The following is a 17960-nucleotide window of genomic DNA, read 5'->3' on the forward strand; positions in this document are numbered from 1 at the left end:
TCTCCGAAGTTCCAAGACTAATTATTGAGCCTGAGGTCTCAATAATTCCGAGTGCCTGAAACTGAGTCGTTTCAGGCACTTTTCTCACAGCGGAAAGTTTAAGTGCACCCTGCAATGACCTTAATAGACTACCTCATTTTATTTGTTTAGCATCACTTAGGTCATTTTATGTAAAAAAATATGCCTGAACAATCAAATTCTATGATGTCTAACCTCATCTTAGGAAAGTATCTTAGAATATTTTATCTTCCATCTGTTTTCTGATATAATATGAAAGAATGAAATGGTAGGGAACAGAACACTCATCCTTGGATTTGTGTGGCAGGCCCTTCCCTTATATACAGGAGTTTTACATGAAAAAACAAGCTTTTAGTTCTGAAAAGTATTTGAACTTGCAACGTGACCACATTATTGAGCGGATCAACCAATTCGATGGCAAGCTCTACCTTGAATTTGGTGGTAAGATGTTAGAAGACTTCCACGCTGCTCGTGTCCTCCCTGGATACGAACCAGATAATAAGATCAAGTTGCTCCAAGAATTGCGCGACCAAGTGGAAATTGTCATTGCCATCAATGCCAACAATATTGAGCACTCAAAAGCCCGTGGGGATCTAGGAATTTCTTATGATCAAGAAGTGCTACGTTTGATCGACAAATTCAATGAATTGGGGATCTTTGTAGGCTCTGTTGTCATCACCCAATATGCTGGACAAGCTGCAGCAGACGCCTTTCGCAAACAACTGGACAAGAGCGGCATCGCCTCTTATCTCCACTATCCGATCAAGGGCTATCCGACCGATATGGACCACATCATCTCTCCTGAAGGGATGGGGAAAAATGACTACATCAAGACTAGCCGCAATTTGGTCGTTGTAACGGCTCCTGGACCTGGTTCTGGTAAGCTGGCAACTTGTATGTCCAATATGTACCATGACCAATTAAATGGGATCAAATCAGGTTATGCTAAGTTTGAAACCTTCCCAGTATGGAATCTTCCTTTGCACCACCCAGTTAACTTAGCTTATGAAGCAGCGACTGCAGATCTAGACGATGTCAATATGATCGATCCTTTCCACCTCCAAACCTACGGGGAAACAACGGTTAATTACAACCGCGATATCGAAATCTTCCCTGTCTTGAAGCGCATGTTGGAACGCATCTTAGGAACCTCTCCTTACGCTTCTCCAACAGACATGGGCGTCAACATGGTTGGCTTTGCCATTGTGGACAATGACGCTGCGATTGAAGCTTCCCAACAAGAAATCATCCGTCGCTATTACCAAACTATCTTGGATGTTAAAGCAGAGCGTGTCGGTGAAGGAGCTGTCAAGAAGATTGAGCTCTTGATGAATGATTTGGGCATTACTCCAAATGACCGGAAAGTGACCGTGCTTGCTCGTCAGAAAGAAGAAGAAACAGGGGAGCCAGCCTTGGCCCTTGAATTGCCAAACGGCGAGATGGTGACCGGAAAAACCTCTGATCTCTTTGGTCCAACGGCAGCCCTCTTGATCAATGCGATCAAGAAATTGGCGCATATTGATAAAGAAACCAAATTAATCGAGCCAGAATACGTCCAACCTATCCAAGGCTTGAAGATCAATCATTTGGGTAGCCGTAACCCTCGTCTTCACTCAAACGAGATCCTCATTGCTCTTGCCATTACAGCCATGAGCAACGAAGATGCTAAGCTTGCTATGCAAGAATTAGGCAAGTTGAAAGGCAGTGAAGCCCACTCAACCGTGATGCTGACAGACGAAGATAAGAACGTCCTTCGTAAGCTCGGTATCAACGTCACCATGGACCCTGTCTACCAATACGATCGCTTGTATCGTAAATAAACTAAGACAAACAAAAACAATCCCTGTTCGAGGGATTGTTTTTTATGATGCAAAGAAGAGGGACTATTTGACAGCCTCCCATAATTGGCGAATGGGCTTTCTTTGAACAGGGTCCACAAAATGAGGAGCAATTTCATTCAAAGACTCTAGGACAAAGGCACGTTCTGCCACATAAGGATGCGGCAAGATCAAGCTCGGACTGTAACAAATGGTGTCATCCATATAGAGCAGATCTAGATCGATCACACGTGGCCCCCACTTGATCTCACGGACACGCCCCATTTCCTGCTCAATAGCAAGTAAGGTCTCTAGTAAATCCTCTGGGGTCATCCAGGTTTCAACCTCTGCCACCTGATTCAAAAAGGTGTCCTGCTCCACTCCTCCCCAGGGTTCTGTTTCAATCCTTGTGGATGTCTGAAGAAGGCGAATGCCTCGATCCTTGAGTTTTTCTAGCGCCGTCTCTAGTTGCAGTTGTTTATCTCCCATATTGGTGCCAAGCCCAATAAAGGCCCGTTTTTTCTCCCGTTCGATTGTCACCGAACAAGTCTCGAGTGGCAAGGGAACAGGAGCCCAAGGTTTTTTCAACTCCAGACGAACTTTTTCTACGAAGGCATAGCTTTCGAAAATCTTTTGAACCAATTGAAAGGCCACCGTTTCAATCAGATCAATCTTTTCTGCCTGCATCCACTCGGTCAACTGTTCCGCCAAGATCCCGTAATGGATCGAAGCTTCCAAATCACCTGTGCGGGCAGCACGAGTCATCTCATAATCTACCCATAGGTCTAGGACAAAGCGTTGTCCTAATTCTTTTTCTGCTGGGAAAACACCGTGATAGGCGTATACCTCTAAGTCCTTGATCCGTAATTGATCCACTCTGTTCACCTCTTATAGCCAGCCATTAGTGGCCCATGAGTTTATAGGCTTCATTTTTTAAGTCTTTATCTGTCGCAAGCAGTCCACGCGCAGCAGTTGTCACTGTAGCAGTCCCAGGTTTACGGACACCACGCATGTTCATACACATATGCTCTGCTTCTACCCAGACAAGGGCACCTTGCGCTCCAAGATATTCCATCAAGGCATCTGCGATTTCTACCGTCAATCGTTCCTGAATCTGTGGTTTTTTAGCATAAACTTCGACCGTACGAGCCAGTTTTGAAAGCCCAGCAACACGGCCATTTGGAATGTAGGCAATGTGCACTTTTCCATAAAACGGCAAAAAGTGATGTTCACACATGGAATGGAAGAAAATATCCTTCTCAACCACCATATTGTTATCAATGATTTCAAATGATTTAGACAGGTGCTCTTCTGCCGTCTGTCCTAGTCCTGAAAAGATTTCTTGGTACATCTTTGCAATGCGGGACGGGGTTTCTTGAAGCCCTTCACGGTTCTCATCTTCACCGACTGCCTCGATGATCATTTTTACTGCTTCTTCAATTTTCTTTGTATCCATATCATCTCCTAGTTGAATTTTTCTGTTTTTAATAAATAAGGTCGTACCTGGCTAAGGAAATAGAGCGATCCCGTTACAATGAGAAGCTCATCATCTCCAGCTTGCCAGTTTTGTAGAAATTCTCGCCAGTTGACTTCCTCAAGCTGGTGGTGGTTTGCAACAGTTGTCATCTCTTCTTGAGAATAGGCTCTTGGATCTTCAAAGGTCGTGAGGATCAAGCGACTATTTTCCAGTTCCTGCCACTGAATGAGCATCTCTTCTAAGGCTTTGGTCCGGATGCAAGTAAAAAGAATAGTCTTTTTTTGACTCGGGAACAGTTCTCGAAGACTTGCGATCAAAGGCGCAACGGCATGGGGGTTATGGGCCCCATCTAGCAAGATCATGGGATTTTGCGAGACCACTTCCATCCGACCAGGCCAGACAACCTGACGCAAAGCCTTATCTACCAACTCTTTTGACAAGAGTTCACGCCCTTCTCTTTCAAAAAGTACATCACAGATACTGATAGCAAGAGCTGCATTTCTAGCCTGGTGATGACCTAAGAGCGCTACTTGATAGGGAGTCTTTTCTCTTTTGGAACTGTGATAAGAAAAGGATTGGCCCGATAGACAAGAGGCTTCTAGCTCAACTTGGTAATTTCTGTCATAGGCTGTTATCGGTGCCTGCTCTTGAATCGCAATGCCTTCAATGACTTGGCTAGCTTCTGCTTCTAATTTCCCTAGAACCAGAGGAATTCCTGGCTTAATGATACCTGCCTTTTCACGGGCAATGGAAGCCAGATCTGGCCCAAGAAGAGCAACATGGTCCAAGCCAATCGATGTGATCGCAGTCAGAACGGGCTGGCAGACGTTGGTACTGTCTAGTCGTCCCCCCATACCGACTTCCATAATCACATAATCCAGCTCCTCATGAGCAAAATAATCATAGGCGATCGCCGTCATCACTTCAAATTCCGTCAAACCTTGAAAGATGGCCCTTGATTGTTCAGCTTGCAGGAGCTGCTGGTAGCTATCCAGGTAGGCTTGCAGGTCTTGATCTGAAATGGCTTCGCCATTAATGGTGATTTGGTCATTGTAATGGATCAGATAAGGAGAGGTAAAGACTCCAACCCGTAAACCTGCCTGCCTCAAGAGTTGAGACAAGGTAGCAATGGTAGATCCTTTGCCATTGGTCCCCGCAACATGAATAACCCGACAGTCTAGGTGAGGATTTCCTCTCAAAGCCAAGAGAGCTTCCATGCGATCCAAACCGAAATGTGGATCTTGGGAACGATAGGCTTCTAGCCAACGAAGATCCAACTGATGTTCTTTTGTCTTCATTTACTTGTATTGTTTTAAATTGGTATCTGCTGCCTCTTGGGCTTGGAAAATGGCTTGGCCCAGACTGGCTGCCATCTTGTGAAGGGGAATATCATGCACCCGCACCACTTCGACTCCTTGACTGGCTGCAATACTGGTCAAATGGCTCGAAGCCAGGTCCCGATTCCAAAAACCAGTCTCCGTTGCAGGATCTGTCTCAAATCCAGCTTCCTCAATAATATTGACCACAAATCGTTTGCGGGAGACCCCTAGAAAGATCGGATACCCCTTTTGGTGAATCGTCCCGAGTTCTTGTAATAAGAGTAAGTTCTCACGCTTGGTCAAACCAAAACCAATCCCAGGATCCAACATAATACGATCCGTCTGGACACCGGCTGCTTTCGCTACCGCAAGCGAGCGGTCAAAGAAGGTCCACATCAAGTCTTGAATCGGTTCTTGAGCCATCTGTTGAAGCTCTTGCTCTGAAAAGACTGGTTCGAAACCAAAACTTGGAAAGATAGTGGAACTTGGATGATGCGGTCTTGCCATCACTGGATTAAACATGAGAACTGCGCTCGCTTCATGCTCCGCGACGACAGCAGCCATCTTAGGATCTCCAAGAAAACCCGTAATATCGTTGACAATATCAGCCCCAGCTTCGAGCGCCGCCGCCGCCACCTGGGACTTCCAGGTATCCACTGAGATCAAGACATCACTTTCTTTCCGAATGGCTTTAATTACTGGAACCACGCGGTCAATCTCTTCTTGGATCTCTACATAATGACTACCTGGTCTTGTTGATTCTCCTCCGATATCGAGGATCTGAGCTCCTTCTTGGATCAGTTTTCTCGCCTGTTGCAAGGCTGCATCCACACTCGTATACTTACCGCCATCAGAAAATGAATCCGGAGTGACATTTAAGATCCCACAAAGAAGGGTCCCTTGGCCACTCAGCCATTTATTATCAATCATTTTCGTTCTCCTTTGATTTCCTTCCTACAGCATGATTGCGAACAAAAGAGGCTAGAACAAGTGTTCTAAACCTCTGAGTCTACTCTCCATACGGATTTCTGACCTTCTGTAGGATGGTTCTGCATCAAAACTCATTGGTACCTACCATTTTATCATAATTTATCATGGAAGAAAACTCTCCATACTGGCAATAAACAAAGGAGTATGACCACCGGATAATAATAAGCCAGCGCATTCAAGGTCATGTGAAGGCAAATGCTATACTCGATCCGCTTGTAGCGATAAGCCACCCAAGTTAAGATCAAGGACATGCCTCCGTAAGCTACCCATTCCCCCAAGGTACTCGGTCCATGTAAGTAAGTAAAAAAGAGAGCACCAGCTAGGTAACCGATCGGTTCTGCTCCTCGAAAGATCAAACGAGGGATGACAGCCCGACAGAGCAGCTCTTCTAGAATCGGAGCGACAAGGATCACGACCATACCCATAGCAAGAAAAGGAGCATGAGATTGCAGTTCATTTAGAGCTGCTTGATTTGCCGTCGTACCACCTGCCTCTTGTTTCAACAAGGGATAGGCGAGCAGGTTATTAGCCATCAATAAGAGAAGAAAAAGAAAATTTCTCCCTAGAGCCGGCCAGGTAATCACCCGAACATCTATGTTCTCCAGAGGGCTCATCTTGATGATTCTATAAAAAGCAAAGAGCACCACCACTGTAGCTAAGGCTGTAAAAACAGTAACCGACTCCGCATTCACTCCTTCTTGAAGGGAATAAACCATGGTGATGAGGGGAAATTGGGAGAGAAAGAATAAGGGCACAAAAAGCAGGAGCCAGAGAGCATTCTTACATAATGGGTGCTCTCGAACAAAAGACTGTATTTTTTTCAATGGACAACCTCTTTCTCGTATAAAATAAGAAGACTGGGGCTTTCGCCTCTAGCCTTCTCACTTTATTTCAGTTTACTGATTTTTGAAACGTTCAACGTCACGCGCAATCACCAACTCTTCATCAGTTGGAATAACCAATACCTTCACACGGGAATCGTCTGTGGAAATATCTCCGACAACTCCAAAGACGTTTTTTTCAGGGTCGACCTTGCATCCAAACCAGCTGATCCCATTGATAATAGAAGAACGAACGTTTACTGCATTTTCACCGATCCCTGCTGTAAAAATGATGGCATCTGCACCATTCAAGACAGCTAAGTATTGACCAATGTATTTTTGCAAACGATCGATAAAGATATCGTAAGCCAATTTGGCTTTTTCGTCTCCATTGTGCATCGCTGTATGAATATCCCGCATGTCGCTAGAAGATTCAGAAACACCCAGAAGACCGGATTCACGATTGAAGATGCGGCTGATGTCTTCAGGCTTATTGAAATCCTCTGTATGTTCCATCAAGTAAGGAATAATCGCTGGATCGAGATCCCCTGTCCGCGTTCCCATCATGACGCCACCTAGAGGCGTGAAGCCCATCGATGTGTCGACAGAAATTCCCTTATCAACCGCTGTAACAGATACCCCATTTCCGACATGGCAGGTGATCAATTTCAATTCTTCTAACGGTTTTCCAAGAAATTTAGCAGCTTCACCAGCTACATACTGGTGACTGGTTCCATGAGCGCCATACTTACGGACCTTATTTTCTGTGTAATATTTGGTTGGAAGAGGGTAACGATAAGCTTTTTCTGGCATGGTTGTATGGAAAGAAGTATCAAATACTACAACACTGGTAATATCTGGACAAATCTCTCTAAAAGCCCGAATCCCAGCTGCATTTGCAGGATTATGAAGAGGTGCTAACAAAGACAATTCCTCTACTTTTCGAAGGACTTCGTCATCTACCAAGGCAGAATCATTGAAGTATTCTCCACCAGCAACGACGCGGTGACCCACGCCTGTAATCTCATCGTAGGATTTGATAATATCAAAGCGAATCAAATCATCCAACAAAATTTTTACAGCTTGTGTATGGTCCTGGATATCTAATACTTGTTTTTCTGAACGTCCATCAAATTTAACAGTTGAAATAGAATCTTTCAAACCGATCCGTTCAATCAACCCTTTTGCAAGAACAGTTTCCTCTGGCATTTGGTACAATTGCCATTTCAAACTAGAGCTTCCTGCATTAATAGAAATTGTTTTCGACATATATTCACCTCATTAAGCGTTTTCACTGTCTCTATTATATCAGATCTTTGATCAAATTTCACTATCCTTTAACCAGTTTTGGAAACTTTCCATGAAGTGAACCACCTGGTCTTGATCCTGGAGATCGGTAAAAGGATAGACAAAGGGCTGAACAGACTCTTCTTCTTGTTTTCGTAGGACGAAAATCGTCTTAGCATAGGCTGGATTTGAAAAGAGAGTTTCTGGCAAGGTCAGCATGGCAAGGATTTGAGCCTTGTCTTTCAACCAAGCTTTTAAAAGATCACTCTGAGGGCTCGTCAAGAGGTTGTTGGGAGCTAAAAAGATAGCTACTCCTTGAGGTTTCAGGTATTTCAGCGCCTGTTCCATCATGAGGTGATGGGCATAGGTATGCCCTTCGGAGCTCACTACCTGATAGCGCTGTGCAATCGCATCATCTGGATAATAACCAATTGGTAAATCGCTAACAATCAAGTCACTTTCTTTCAAAACTTGTGGACGAACCGCGTCTCCTTGTGCAAAGACAACACTAGACTCCATCACATCTGCGATACTAGCAGATAGGTCAATCAAGAGATCATCTACTTCCAATCCTAAGTAATCAATCGTGAGACGGCTATTGTTGACAATAGTCTCAGCGAGATTTCCGGTTCCACTTCCCACTTCTAAGACATCCAGTTGGTCGCTTTTAGCCAACTGATCGATCAAAAATGTAATGATAAAACCAATCGCATCTGGGGTGAACTGGTGATTTGCTTGCAAAGGCTCTGTTTGAGCAGCTTTCATAAAAAGGAATTGGTAGGCTCTGCGCCATTCTTCCTTACTTAAACCTAGTTCTTTTAATTTTTGGCTATTATTTTTGACAATGTCTAGATCTGTCTTGCCTTCTAAATACATGGCATTTTGTTCAATCAAGGCGTCATAAAAGTTGGTTGACAATTCATTTTGAATACTTTGAGTGTTTTCTAATAGATAGGTATAGGCTTGTTCAATTTTTTCGAAATTCATGATTTCCTCCGCACCCTATCATACCAAAAATTAGTCTTTTTCGCTATTTTCTGATGGTTCCTTCGTCTCTTTTGGCGTCTCTTCAGAAGGCTTTTCGCTCCCTGCCTTCTCCTTGTCTTTCTGTGTCTTCTTCTTTTCTTTTTTACTCTTTCTACTATCTTTTTCTTCCCTTACAGGAAGAACAAACTCATAGCTTTCTCCATCCATCTTAGCCTGGGCATGAAGAAAACCAGAATCCTGCTGTAGTTGAACAACTCCAGACTTTAAGTGAATCTCTGATGCCTTCTCATCACCCTTTCCTTTTTCAAGAGCCAATTGTACCAAAGCATAGGCCCGAAGTCGATCTTGACTCGTCTTTAAGATCCGTTTTCCCGCGACCTGACGGTGAAGATAAAACTGAAGCAAAAGACTGAAAATAGCTGCCATCAAAAGGGCGTAGAGCAAGACACCAGCCTTAACTTTTTTCATTTTGCATCGCTGGTACCACATGGTAGACATACTCCCTTTCTAGACCTTCTTCAAAATTCAAACGCAGATGAATCAACTCTCCCTCCTGCCAAATCTGACTAGAGTGAACACCTGAAATCATAGGCTGATAGCCCCTGCCCTTAGCATCTGTTTTTCGAATATCATCTCCTTTAGACTGGCCAATCGCAATTGGTTTTTGATCCTGAATCAAGTAGATATGGTTGTTCTCCACTTTTTCAAAATGACTCCGGTCCAATTCCACCTGCATTTGTTGCTGAAATAAGATCCATTCTTCCTGCTTTTGATGCGCTTGGTAGTCCAATTCAGCATGCAGGAGTTTGGTCAAGCCTTGAAAGACTAACACACCTCCGCTGAGCACTAAGAGAGCAACTAAGGCTTCGAGCAAGGTAAAGGCCTTAACCATTCCTTTATTCCACATGCAGTACCACCTTTCCTTGATGATAGACCGTAATTTGATCGGCATCTTTTTCAACTTGAACCTGAATGCCATTAGCCTCCAGATGATTTTGCCCTGTCTGAAGCGCCATTTGAGCGACAGATAAGACCTCTACCTCATTGAAATCCGCTAGTCGCTCCTTGCGCGAACGCCGGATCTCCCCTAATAATAGGGTCGTAATCATGGCAAATAAACTCAAAGCTACTAGGGATTCTATGAGAATACTAGCGGGAACGGATGCTCTTTTTAATTTTTCCATTTCCAAGCGAAAGCTGATAGGTCACCACTCCTCTCTGTGTCTGAAAGTGAACATTAGCCAGGGATGAATTGCCACCTGCTCGGTCCAAGCGAATAGTTTTGGGATCTTGCAGCGTGACAGAATCAGGAATCTCCACCGTCTGGTAAGGCGTTTGAATCTTCCTTGCACTCACTTCAACATCCAATTCCGTTTGCCTTGCCAGTGCTAGCTTCTGGCTTTCTTGATAGAGGTGTTCAAACTCTGCAAAAAATACTTTTTCTTCCACCTGCTGAAAACTAGTCTTGATCGATCCCGTTAGACCCAGATAGATGAAGCTGACGATCATCAAGGTCAGAAGAGTCTCCACCAAGGTGAAGGCCTTAATCTGCAACCGCACGAGTTTCTCCACTATTTTTCGCATAATAGGCACGGTAGGATTCTGCTTGTTTGTTGGTAATATTTCCATCAGCAATCAGCTTGGCTAGAGTGGCTTGGTCATTGGTATGATTGAGTTCATACAATTCAGCCTGGCTTTCGACCACCTTGACAACCGCTGCATTGCCTGTCTCTTTCACAGAGTCTTTTTGCTTGGTCAAATTCGGTACAAAGAGCAATAAGAGTACACTGATGATCAATAAGACCACCAACATTTCAATAAGCGTAAAAGCTTTTACCTTGTATGTTTTTAATTTTTTCATAAATGAACCTCCATATTTTGATAAATCGGCAGCAACATGGCTGCGTAAAGTAAGACAATTACAAGAGCCACAAAGACAAAGACCAAGGGTTGTATCACATTCATGGCCTTGTGGACCCGACGAAAGAAGTCTTCCCATGTTTTTTCAGCGTAGATCTCTAGCTCACTTCCAAGCTTTGATTTGACCTCGCCATATTCAATCATAAGCGGCAATTCTTTTTTGAAAAAAGAATATCCCCCGACCGTCTCTGAAAAGGATTGACCGCGGTCTAAAGAAAGAGCTAAGTCTCTTCCAATCTCTTGGAAAAGCTGGGATTTTTGCTCCTGCATCATAGTAAAAATCTGAGACAGCTCCAATCCTTGTCCAATCAGATTGCCCCATTCTCTGGCATAATAGGCTGTCAAATAAGCTTGAATCATGCCTTTCCCGAAAGGAAGATGGGACAAGCTTCTAAAAACTTTGATCTTGCTAGATTTTCGATAATAGAGAAAGCTGAATAAGAAGAGGGCCACTATTCCCGCTACGAGCGCCAAAAAGAGTTGGGGAAAGGAACTGATCAATTGCGTACCAATATTTTGTGCATCTATTTGAGGGAGCAAATAATTGCGCAGGCCTAGCATAATCAAAACTAAAAACCCAAGTAAGATAAGAGGATAAGTGCTAACTTCGATCAACTTTTTCTTGACCTTACGCATGTTTTCTAGGTAAGCACTGATTTTCTCCAAGCTCAATGCAAGATTTCCATGGAGCTCAGCGAGAGACAGCTGCGTCGTGACCGCATCTGAAAAACCGATCCCTGCCATCATCTCTGAAAAACTCCGACCCCGAGAGAGATCTGCTCGCATCTGGGAGACCAAATGACTCTCCACTAGGTGGGAACGATCCAAAAAATCAACAATCTCAGACAGATGAAAACCACTCGAATAAAGATTCAAAAACAATTCAATGATTTGTTTTTGTTTAGTTGTAGATAATTTTTTCGACTTGTGCCTGAGCCAGCTGGATATATCCCGATTGAGCCAAGAGATCCATTTGTTGGTTCCAGCGGCTGGCTGAGTGTTCTTGGTAGTTTTCCGTCGCAAAATCGACAACACCTCCTCCTGCAATTAATCGTTGGTAGCAAATACCTTGTAAAACAATCTTGAGCTCTTCCTCACTCACTCCAAGCTCTAAAAGCCTCTCATAAACACCTCGAACGCTCTTGGCATGAATAGTAGAGAAGACTGTGACCCCTGTCAAACTAGCTCGTACGACTGCACGAGCTGTTTCCTTATCTCGGATTTCCCCAATGATGAGAAGGTCCGGTCGATGACGTAAGGAGAGTTTAATCAGGTTGTCATAGGTCATGCCGATCTGGTCATTCAGCTGGAGCTGTAACATATTATCCTGCTTGATCTCGACAGGATCCTCAATGGACATGACTTGCTGGTCCGCAAAGCGCTCTTGCGCCAAAGCATGCATGAGCGTGGTCTTCCCCGAACCAACAGGGCCCGCAAAGAGATAGAGCCCACGACCAGCCAATTTCTTCTGCAACTCAGGTAGTTGATCAAACCAAAAACGCAATTCGCGTTCCTCATCATGCAAGAGCCGAATAACCAAGCTTTCATAGCCGCGATAATCCCCCACCGTCGACAAGCGAATCGAAACCAGCCCATCTTCCAAAGGGTAATCGCACGATCCTAACTGGCTCCGCCTTTTTTCTCCCACGTTCATCCCTGCCACGAATTTAAAATGGCTAATCATAGCCATCATCTCCTCAAAAGGGAAGGATTGTACAAAGCGCCTCTCATCTCCAACCCTCATAAAAACCTGGTACTCCTCTCTCCGAGGAATAAAGTAGAGATCCTGGGCTTCTTCTTTTTTTCCCATACGGATCAATTTTTTTGCAATTTCTTGAACCATAGTTCCTCCTCTCACTTATACTATTCGAAAAAGAAGACAAAAAAAGAAGACTTTCTAGATAGCTCTAAAAAATCTTCTAAATATCTCTTATGACAGGGTTGTCCCCTTTTTTGAATCGAGTGTATATTGACAAGAACGATGTTTGCGACTTCCTTTTTCCTTTTCGTAACCTGGACGGAGTTTGCTTTTAGGGATCTTGTGCTCGTCTTCTAGCAGAACAATCGAGTGGAAAAACTGCACATCATCACTGCAGTCCTCACACCACTCTTGCTCGTTGGTATCCCAAAAGATCGTCATGAGATCACTCCGACTCTTATAACTTGGAAAGTTTGCATTCAACTCTAACCATTTCTGCTTGTAGTATTTCAAAGCCTGGTAATAGTCTTCAAACTTCTGACTACTGACGATATCTTCTTCCCAACCTTCTAAAAACCACCAGGGTTCACAGTCCCCATACATTTCAATCACTCGATACATAAACTCTTCCATCCTTTGTATCTTCTATTATATAGAAAATCCTTTGAGAATAAAAGTTTTCTGCTCAGAGCATAATTTTTCAGGTATTCTCAGGCGATTTTCACAGTTATTTTTCAAAAATAGACTACTTGATTTCTCTTGGGTCCCTTTTTCGAGAATCAAAAAAGAGAGTCCCAACAAAATGACGAGCCATCTTGGGAACTCTCTCTTCTCAAGTATTTAGAACAATTCAAGTGCAATCATGGTTGTCATGGTTGCATCATAATAGTTGTTCAGAGGTAGATCTTGTGTGAAGATATACTTATTCTGTTGCACCAACTTCAGATAGCCTTTTTCGTGTTCAGAAGCATAGACTATCGGTGCCAAAAAACTTGCTGCCTGATGATTGTTCAAGGCCTTTCCTTTCAAGTCATAACCCGCGTACAGGTTTCTTTGACTCTTGAAAAAGTTAAGCATCTTTTTCACCAATTTTTGACTGGTTGCATCCTTACTTTGAACAAGGTTATATGGAAGGCGACAAGCATTATACGAGTAGGCTCCATCATACTTGGATTCAATCGTCTTGGGATCCGCTACGCGAGTCCCTTGCTCATCTACCCAGATGAAATCAGGTAGTAAACCTGTTTTTGTTTGGGAGCTGATCGTTTGGAGTTGCTGCAACATCTTTTCTTTGATGTCCAACCACTTCGAATCTTTTGTCACTTCATAAAAGATCTGGAATTGCGCTGGCAGTGTATCAGACGTCCGCATCAAATGATAGAATTCCGAATCCTGATTGGCCCAATTTCCCACCGTTAACACACCGGTTTCTTCATTGTAGTTGTGTGCGAGAATATCTTCTAAAATCGCTTTGGCTTGAGCCTGGTAGTCTTTGGCTTGCTTTGGCCATTGCTGAGCAGCTTTTAGAAGAGCATAGGCAATATAGAGATCTCCATCTGTGGCGTTATGGTCCTCATCCTTTGCTTTTCCATTTCTGATGGTTTGTTTCCAAGACATCAATTGGGTACCTTCCAAGCGATGATTTAGATAATATTGATAGAGTCGGTCAAAGTCTGCTTGTTGGGCCTGTCCTTTTTTAGCAGCCGCAACAGTAATGAGCATTCCATAACTTTGCGCTTCGGATAAAACCACCGTTTGATTGCTATCATTGGTGGTTCGAACATAGGATTCTTTCCCTTTTGAAACAACAAAATGCTCATTCCACTGACGGTAAATTCGATTTCGCATCTCCACTTTACTTCTCGTTCTCGCTAAAAATAAGGTCAAACAGAAAATGCAAAGGATGACTAGAAACCATACATATCTCATCTTTTTCGTATTCATAATTTCTCCTATCCTGCGAATCGTTTTGTTTTAACCCATTTAGTTTCTTTCCGGTGCAATAGTTTGTCCATCACAATCGAAGAGATGGCATCAATCGATACAATGATAAACAGTTGAGAATAGGTGAAGTAGGCAGCTAAGGCCAACCAAATTTGCTTGGTAGTTGCTTGACCAAATTGTGAGGCAAGAGCCACATTAATCTGAAGTAAGTAGAGCCCAATCATCAAGATCCAATTGAACAACATCAATTGCGCAATATAGATATTTTCTGAATCAAAGGCAAATGGAATTTGCACGCCTGGCAACACTGTATGGAGACACATGGCCAGAATATTGGCAAAAAAGATCAAGTCTGATAACACGATAGCTGCATTGAACCAGAAGAAGATACAGGAATAGTTGGTCACTTCTAACTTCACGCGCCAATTTCCCTTACCAAATAAATGCTTGAAGTTAGAAAGAACCACTTCATAATTCCCTTTGGCCCAACGTTTCCGTTGCATATAATAACTCTTCAGAGTTTCCGGCTCTTGTTGAAAAGCTTCTGAATTATAGGCTAGAGCAATCAACTTCCCACTTTGCATAATCTTAAAGGAAATATCCGTATCCTCTGTTAAGGCACCGTTTTTCCATCCCCCAATACTCTTGACAAATTCAGTTTGAATAATGAAGTTGGTTCCTGGAATCCGTCCAATCTTAAAGAGATGCCACATGCCTACATGGTGAACCCGTTGGGTGACGACAATTTCTTGGTTGATACAGCGGGTCAAGAAGTTTTGACCGGCATTCCGCGTTTTATTGCGACCAAAAGAAGCCACATGACGCTCTGGATCTTTGAGCACTTCTTTCACAAGGAAATAAAGAGCATTCTTTTCAGGCATGGCATCTGCATCATAGACACAGATATAGTCTCCGGTCGCCATGGCCAAAGCGTCATTTAACACACCGGCTTTCCCACCTGTCCCACTGCGATTGATGATGGTCAAATCACGTCCTGCATACTCTGGCAATGCTTTAACTGCCAAACACTCTTCATAAGTGCGATCGGAACAATTATCCGCAAACAGTAGTAATTCTACACGATCATGTGGGTAGTTCAAATCAAGGATCGCTTTGGCTGTCTGTGCAATAACCACATCCTCATTATGGGCAGGTACGACGATCGTCACTTTTGGATAATAAGGAAGCGGATCCGTATTGACACGAAAATCACTGTGTTTAAACCAAAAATGAACGGCTGAAAAGAGGATTACTAGGCCCCAGGCTAAGGACAGCCAAATCGAAATCAAGGCAATAATCATCACAATTTGACTAATCATGGTCCACCGCCTTAAAGTTTTTATTGACACGGCGGTAAATCACCGTATAAGCTACAAATAATACAATAAAGCACAAGGCAAAAAATACACTAATGCCTACAGCTATATTAAAAAATATATTTGTAAGAGACATGTTTTCCTCCTAATATTCCACAATAATATCTGTTTCAAGTTGACGTTTTAAGTAACGAATCATTTCTTTATAGCGATGGTATTTGGTGCGATTTGATTGATCCACTACAAGAAAGCCGGACTGAAATTGGATGGCTTGCACCACATCTTCTCCTTGGAACACCAGTCCTTCCAACTGTGGTTTTAAGACTGTCATATAATCGCCCTTCAGATCCCGCTCGCTATCAGAAGATAAGATCAAGAAATTACCATCTGATACATAATACAAGCTTTCATTTGGCTTTAGATGATGCGTTACCAAATAGTTGATTTGGTTCAAGGTCCGATTGTACTCTCTCGGTTGCAATTGGAAGAACAATTCCTCGTGCGACCAGTGAATGAGTAAGGCTTGAATCGTATCATTGGTTTCCCCACCATAAGAAGCGATGCGGTTACGGTAATCTGCGTAAGCTTCTGGCTCTTGATCCTTCACTTTTGCAATCTCTTTAAAGAGGTGGTAGCGAATTTGGGTCAAAATTCCAATCAAGATTGGAAAACTAAAGAGCAGAAGCAAGGCTTGATGAAATGGGATATAGACAACACCCGCCACCAAAAAGACAATCCCTAGGGCAAATGACAACAGGATGGTCCATGTCAACAACAAATCTGATAAAACAATAGCAGAAAATAATCCTAAAACAAAGAATAATCCTTCTTCAATCAGAATCTCTCTTGCAAAAAACAAGCAGTAAAGTAAAAGAAGTACTTCGAAAACAATCAAAATTAGCAACCATCTACTTAACTTTTCCGTTTTTTTCATTTATTCTTTTCTCCCTCATGAAATTCTTCAGCAGCATCTCCCTGGCCAAAGTAATGTTTAATAGCTTGCACGATTCGCTCAGAAGCTCTTCCATCTCCATAAGGATTTCGGGCATTTGCCATTTCTAGATAAAGATGTTCGTTGGTTAAGAGCTCCGTCATCGTAGATTTGACGACGGCAGGATCTGTACCAACTAATTTCAAAGTTCCTGCTTTGACCCCTTCTGGGCGTTCTGTTGTATCACGCAATACCAATACCGGTTTCCCCAATGATGGTGCTTCTTCTTGTACCCCACCTGAATCCGACATGATAAAGTAACTTCTCGAAGCCAAGTTATGGAAGTCAAGCACATCTAAAGGTGCAATGAGATGGATCCGATCATGATCTCCTAATAGATCGTTTGCCGCCTCTTGTACCGCTGGACTAAGATGCACTGGGTAAACCACTTCAATATCCGGTTCTTGATCCACCATTTCTCTCAGAGCTCCAAAGACCGCTCTCATAGGAGCTCCTTGATTTTCTCTTCGGTGCATGGTGACAAGGATGATTTTTTTAGCTGGATCTAATTGATCCAGTACTTCGTGATGATAGTTCTCTTGAACCGTGAGTTTCAGCGCATCAATAGCAGTATTTCCTGTCACCACAATAGAGGATTCCGGATGATTTTCTTTTAAGAGATTGGCCTTACTTTCGCTAGTCGGCGCAAAATACAGATCCGCTAGATCATCCGTCATTTGACGGTTCATCTCTTCTGGATACGGAGAATATTTATCAAAGGTTCTTAAACCGGCTTCGACGTGACCAATGCGGACTTGATTGTAAAAGGCAACCAAACTCGCCGCAAAGGTAGTGGTCGTATCTCCATGAACGAGCACCATATCTGGCTTTTCTTTTTTGATAACTGGATCTAATTGATTCAGAATTTTAGAGGTAATGTCTAATAAGGTCTGGCTTTTCCCCATAATATCCAAATCGTAATCAGGTACGATGTTAAAGGTTTCTAAAACCTGGTCCAGCATTTGACGGTGCTGGGCAGTGACCACCGTAATGGTCTCAATGGTCTCCCTCTGCTTTTGCAACTCCAACACCAAAGGGGCCATTTTAATGGCCTCCGGTCGCGTCCCAAACACAACCATAATTTTCAATTTTCCCATAAACTTCCCCCGTTGACATACATGTAATTCGACATTTTTTTAATTTGTGTACATCTTTTTCCATTCTACCGCCAATGACTTTAAATGTCAAACCGATTTTGGGTTTTATAAAGAAATTACTAATAGTTAGTCATTTTATTATTTTGGTGTTTAGAATACATATCCATATAATCACTAATTGTAAGTATTTACAGCACGACTTCTACCGGGCTAATATTTTTGGTAAAAAAATAAATCAATAATTATACAATTATTTTTTAAATAATAAATTTTTATA

At 42.9% G+C, this 17960-nt stretch carries 21 protein-coding genes; 1 reads left to right on the forward strand and 20 read right to left on the reverse strand.

Features of this window, described 5'->3' with window-relative positions:
• The first annotated feature begins 353 nt into the window (after positions 1 to 353).
• Complete coding sequence (locus O3626_RS07860) at positions 354 to 1838, forward strand: DUF1846 domain-containing protein (RefSeq protein ID WP_003009791.1); 1485 nt, start codon at positions 354 to 356, stop codon at positions 1836 to 1838.
• A 63-nt stretch (positions 1839 to 1901) separates the two neighbouring features.
• On the opposite strand, the gene folK is transcribed toward O3626_RS07860, so the two are convergent.
• From folK to wecB, 20 genes are all read right to left on the reverse strand, one after another.
• Positions 1902 to 2711, reverse strand: coding sequence for a 2-amino-4-hydroxy-6-hydroxymethyldihydropteridine diphosphokinase (gene folK, locus O3626_RS07865; RefSeq protein ID WP_049475011.1), 810 nt, complete (start codon positions 2709 to 2711; stop codon positions 1902 to 1904).
• A gap of 25 nt (positions 2712 to 2736) precedes the next feature.
• Complete coding sequence (folE, locus tag O3626_RS07870) at positions 2737 to 3291, reverse strand: GTP cyclohydrolase I FolE (protein WP_031572633.1); 555 nt, start codon at positions 3289 to 3291, stop codon at positions 2737 to 2739.
• 8 nt (positions 3292 to 3299) lie between these two features.
• Positions 3300 to 4610: a folylpolyglutamate synthase/dihydrofolate synthase family protein gene (locus O3626_RS07875; protein WP_371496261.1), complete on the reverse strand. Its 1311-nt coding sequence runs from the start codon at positions 4608 to 4610 to the stop codon at positions 3300 to 3302.
• Entirely contained in the window at positions 4611 to 5561 is a 951-nt protein-coding gene (gene folP / locus O3626_RS07880) for a dihydropteroate synthase (RefSeq protein WP_049505966.1), read from the reverse strand.
• A 152-nt stretch (positions 5562 to 5713) separates the two neighbouring features.
• A complete protein-coding gene (locus tag O3626_RS07885) occupies positions 5714 to 6445 on the reverse strand; it encodes a CPBP family intramembrane glutamic endopeptidase (RefSeq protein WP_371496263.1) in 732 nt (243 codons plus the stop codon).
• A gap of 72 nt (positions 6446 to 6517) precedes the next feature.
• Complete coding sequence (locus O3626_RS07890) at positions 6518 to 7711, reverse strand: acetate kinase (RefSeq protein WP_049513868.1); 1194 nt, start codon at positions 7709 to 7711, stop codon at positions 6518 to 6520.
• A gap of 51 nt (positions 7712 to 7762) precedes the next feature.
• Entirely contained in the window at positions 7763 to 8716 is a 954-nt protein-coding gene (locus tag O3626_RS07895; RefSeq protein WP_371496265.1) for a class I SAM-dependent methyltransferase, read from the reverse strand.
• 30 nt (positions 8717 to 8746) lie between these two features.
• On the reverse strand, positions 8747 to 9205 hold the full coding sequence (gene comGG / locus O3626_RS07900) for a competence type IV pilus minor pilin ComGG (protein WP_371496301.1): 459 nt from the start codon (positions 9203 to 9205) through the stop codon (positions 8747 to 8749).
• The gene (comGF, locus tag O3626_RS07905) at positions 9171 to 9623 is read right to left on the reverse strand and encodes a competence type IV pilus minor pilin ComGF (protein WP_371496267.1); all 453 of its coding nucleotides are present in this window, start codon (positions 9621 to 9623) and stop codon (positions 9171 to 9173) included. Before comGF ends, comGG begins: the two co-directional genes overlap by 35 nt.
• Entirely contained in the window at positions 9613 to 9900 is a 288-nt protein-coding gene (gene comGE, locus O3626_RS07910) for a competence type IV pilus minor pilin ComGE (RefSeq protein WP_371496269.1), read from the reverse strand. Before comGE ends, comGF begins: the two co-directional genes overlap by 11 nt.
• Positions 9866 to 10270, reverse strand: a complete 405-nt coding sequence (gene comGD / locus O3626_RS07915; protein WP_371496303.1) for a competence type IV pilus minor pilin ComGD — start codon at positions 10268 to 10270, stop codon at positions 9866 to 9868. The genes comGE and comGD overlap by 35 nt, the downstream gene beginning before the upstream one ends.
• Positions 10260 to 10577: a competence type IV pilus major pilin ComGC gene (comGC, locus tag O3626_RS07920; protein ID WP_101770912.1), complete on the reverse strand. Its 318-nt coding sequence runs from the start codon at positions 10575 to 10577 to the stop codon at positions 10260 to 10262. Before comGC ends, comGD begins: the two co-directional genes overlap by 11 nt.
• Complete coding sequence (gene comGB, locus O3626_RS07925) at positions 10574 to 11605, reverse strand: competence type IV pilus assembly protein ComGB (protein WP_371496305.1); 1032 nt, start codon at positions 11603 to 11605, stop codon at positions 10574 to 10576. Before comGB ends, comGC begins: the two co-directional genes overlap by 4 nt.
• Positions 11538 to 12479, reverse strand: a complete 942-nt coding sequence (comGA, locus tag O3626_RS07930; RefSeq protein ID WP_371496271.1) for a competence type IV pilus ATPase ComGA — start codon at positions 12477 to 12479, stop codon at positions 11538 to 11540. Before comGA ends, comGB begins: the two co-directional genes overlap by 68 nt.
• An 87-nt stretch (positions 12480 to 12566) precedes the next feature.
• Positions 12567 to 12956 carry a DUF1033 family protein gene (locus O3626_RS07935; RefSeq protein WP_371496307.1) on the reverse strand — a complete coding sequence of 130 codons (390 nt, stop codon included), beginning with the start codon at positions 12954 to 12956 and terminating at the stop codon, positions 12567 to 12569.
• Between the two features lie 219 nt (positions 12957 to 13175).
• Positions 13176 to 14279, reverse strand: a complete 1104-nt coding sequence (locus O3626_RS07940; RefSeq protein ID WP_371496273.1) for a glycosyl hydrolase family 8 — start codon at positions 14277 to 14279, stop codon at positions 13176 to 13178.
• Between the two features lie 8 nt (positions 14280 to 14287).
• Entirely contained in the window at positions 14288 to 15598 is a 1311-nt protein-coding gene (locus tag O3626_RS07945) for a glycosyltransferase (protein ID WP_195423844.1), read from the reverse strand.
• Positions 15591 to 15731, reverse strand: coding sequence for a hypothetical protein (locus tag O3626_RS07950; RefSeq protein WP_003004308.1), 141 nt, complete (start codon positions 15729 to 15731; stop codon positions 15591 to 15593). The genes O3626_RS07945 and O3626_RS07950 overlap by 8 nt, the downstream gene beginning before the upstream one ends.
• Positions 15732 to 15740: 9 nt before the next feature.
• Positions 15741 to 16529 carry a hypothetical protein gene (locus tag O3626_RS07955; protein WP_371496275.1) on the reverse strand — a complete coding sequence of 263 codons (789 nt, stop codon included), beginning with the start codon at positions 16527 to 16529 and terminating at the stop codon, positions 15741 to 15743.
• Positions 16526 to 17683, reverse strand: a complete 1158-nt coding sequence (gene wecB / locus O3626_RS07960) for a non-hydrolyzing UDP-N-acetylglucosamine 2-epimerase (RefSeq protein WP_371496277.1) — start codon at positions 17681 to 17683, stop codon at positions 16526 to 16528. The genes O3626_RS07955 and wecB overlap by 4 nt, the downstream gene beginning before the upstream one ends.
• Positions 17684 to 17960 lie beyond the last annotated feature (277 nt).

Source organism: Streptococcus sp. 20925_1_77 (assembly GCF_041432125.1).
Classification (GTDB): domain Bacteria; phylum Bacillota; class Bacilli; order Lactobacillales; family Streptococcaceae; genus Streptococcus.

Excerpts from the sequence above, each read along its gene's own strand:
- comGE (WP_371496269.1), bottom strand. The coding sequence starts at position 9,900 with ATGGAAAAATTAAAAAGAGCATCCGTTCCCGCTAGTATTCTCATAGAA.
- O3626_RS07955 (WP_371496275.1), bottom strand. The coding sequence starts at position 16,529 with ATGAAAAAAACGGAAAAGTTAAGTAGATGGTTGCTAATTTTGATTGTT.
- comGC (WP_101770912.1), bottom strand. The coding sequence starts at position 10,577 with ATGAAAAAATTAAAAACATACAAGGTAAAAGCTTTTACGCTTATTGAA.
- wecB (WP_371496277.1), bottom strand. The coding sequence starts at position 17,683 with ATGGGAAAATTGAAAATTATGGTTGTGTTTGGGACGCGACCGGAGGCC.
- O3626_RS07945 (WP_195423844.1), bottom strand. The coding sequence starts at position 15,598 with ATGATTAGTCAAATTGTGATGATTATTGCCTTGATTTCGATTTGGCTG.
- O3626_RS07950 (WP_003004308.1), bottom strand. The coding sequence starts at position 15,731 with ATGTCTCTTACAAATATATTTTTTAATATAGCTGTAGGCATTAGTGTA.
- folP (WP_049505966.1), bottom strand. The coding sequence starts at position 5,561 with ATGATTGATAATAAATGGCTGAGTGGCCAAGGGACCCTTCTTTGTGGG.
- comGA (WP_371496271.1), bottom strand. The coding sequence starts at position 12,479 with ATGGTTCAAGAAATTGCAAAAAAATTGATCCGTATGGGAAAAAAAGAA.
- O3626_RS07935 (WP_371496307.1), bottom strand. The coding sequence starts at position 12,956 with ATGTATCGAGTGATTGAAATGTATGGGGACTGTGAACCCTGGTGGTTT.
- comGG (WP_371496301.1), bottom strand. The coding sequence starts at position 9,205 with ATGTGGTACCAGCGATGCAAAATGAAAAAAGTTAAGGCTGGTGTCTTG.
- O3626_RS07860 (WP_003009791.1), top strand. The coding sequence starts at position 354 with ATGAAAAAACAAGCTTTTAGTTCTGAAAAGTATTTGAACTTGCAACGT.
- comGF (WP_371496267.1), bottom strand. The coding sequence starts at position 9,623 with ATGTGGAATAAAGGAATGGTTAAGGCCTTTACCTTGCTCGAAGCCTTA.
- O3626_RS07875 (WP_371496261.1), bottom strand. The coding sequence starts at position 4,610 with ATGAAGACAAAAGAACATCAGTTGGATCTTCGTTGGCTAGAAGCCTAT.
- folE (WP_031572633.1), bottom strand. The coding sequence starts at position 3,291 with ATGGATACAAAGAAAATTGAAGAAGCAGTAAAAATGATCATCGAGGCA.
- O3626_RS07890 (WP_049513868.1), bottom strand. The coding sequence starts at position 7,711 with ATGTCGAAAACAATTTCTATTAATGCAGGAAGCTCTAGTTTGAAATGG.
- O3626_RS07940 (WP_371496273.1), bottom strand. The coding sequence starts at position 14,279 with ATGAATACGAAAAAGATGAGATATGTATGGTTTCTAGTCATCCTTTGC.
- O3626_RS07895 (WP_371496265.1), bottom strand. The coding sequence starts at position 8,716 with ATGAATTTCGAAAAAATTGAACAAGCCTATACCTATCTATTAGAAAAC.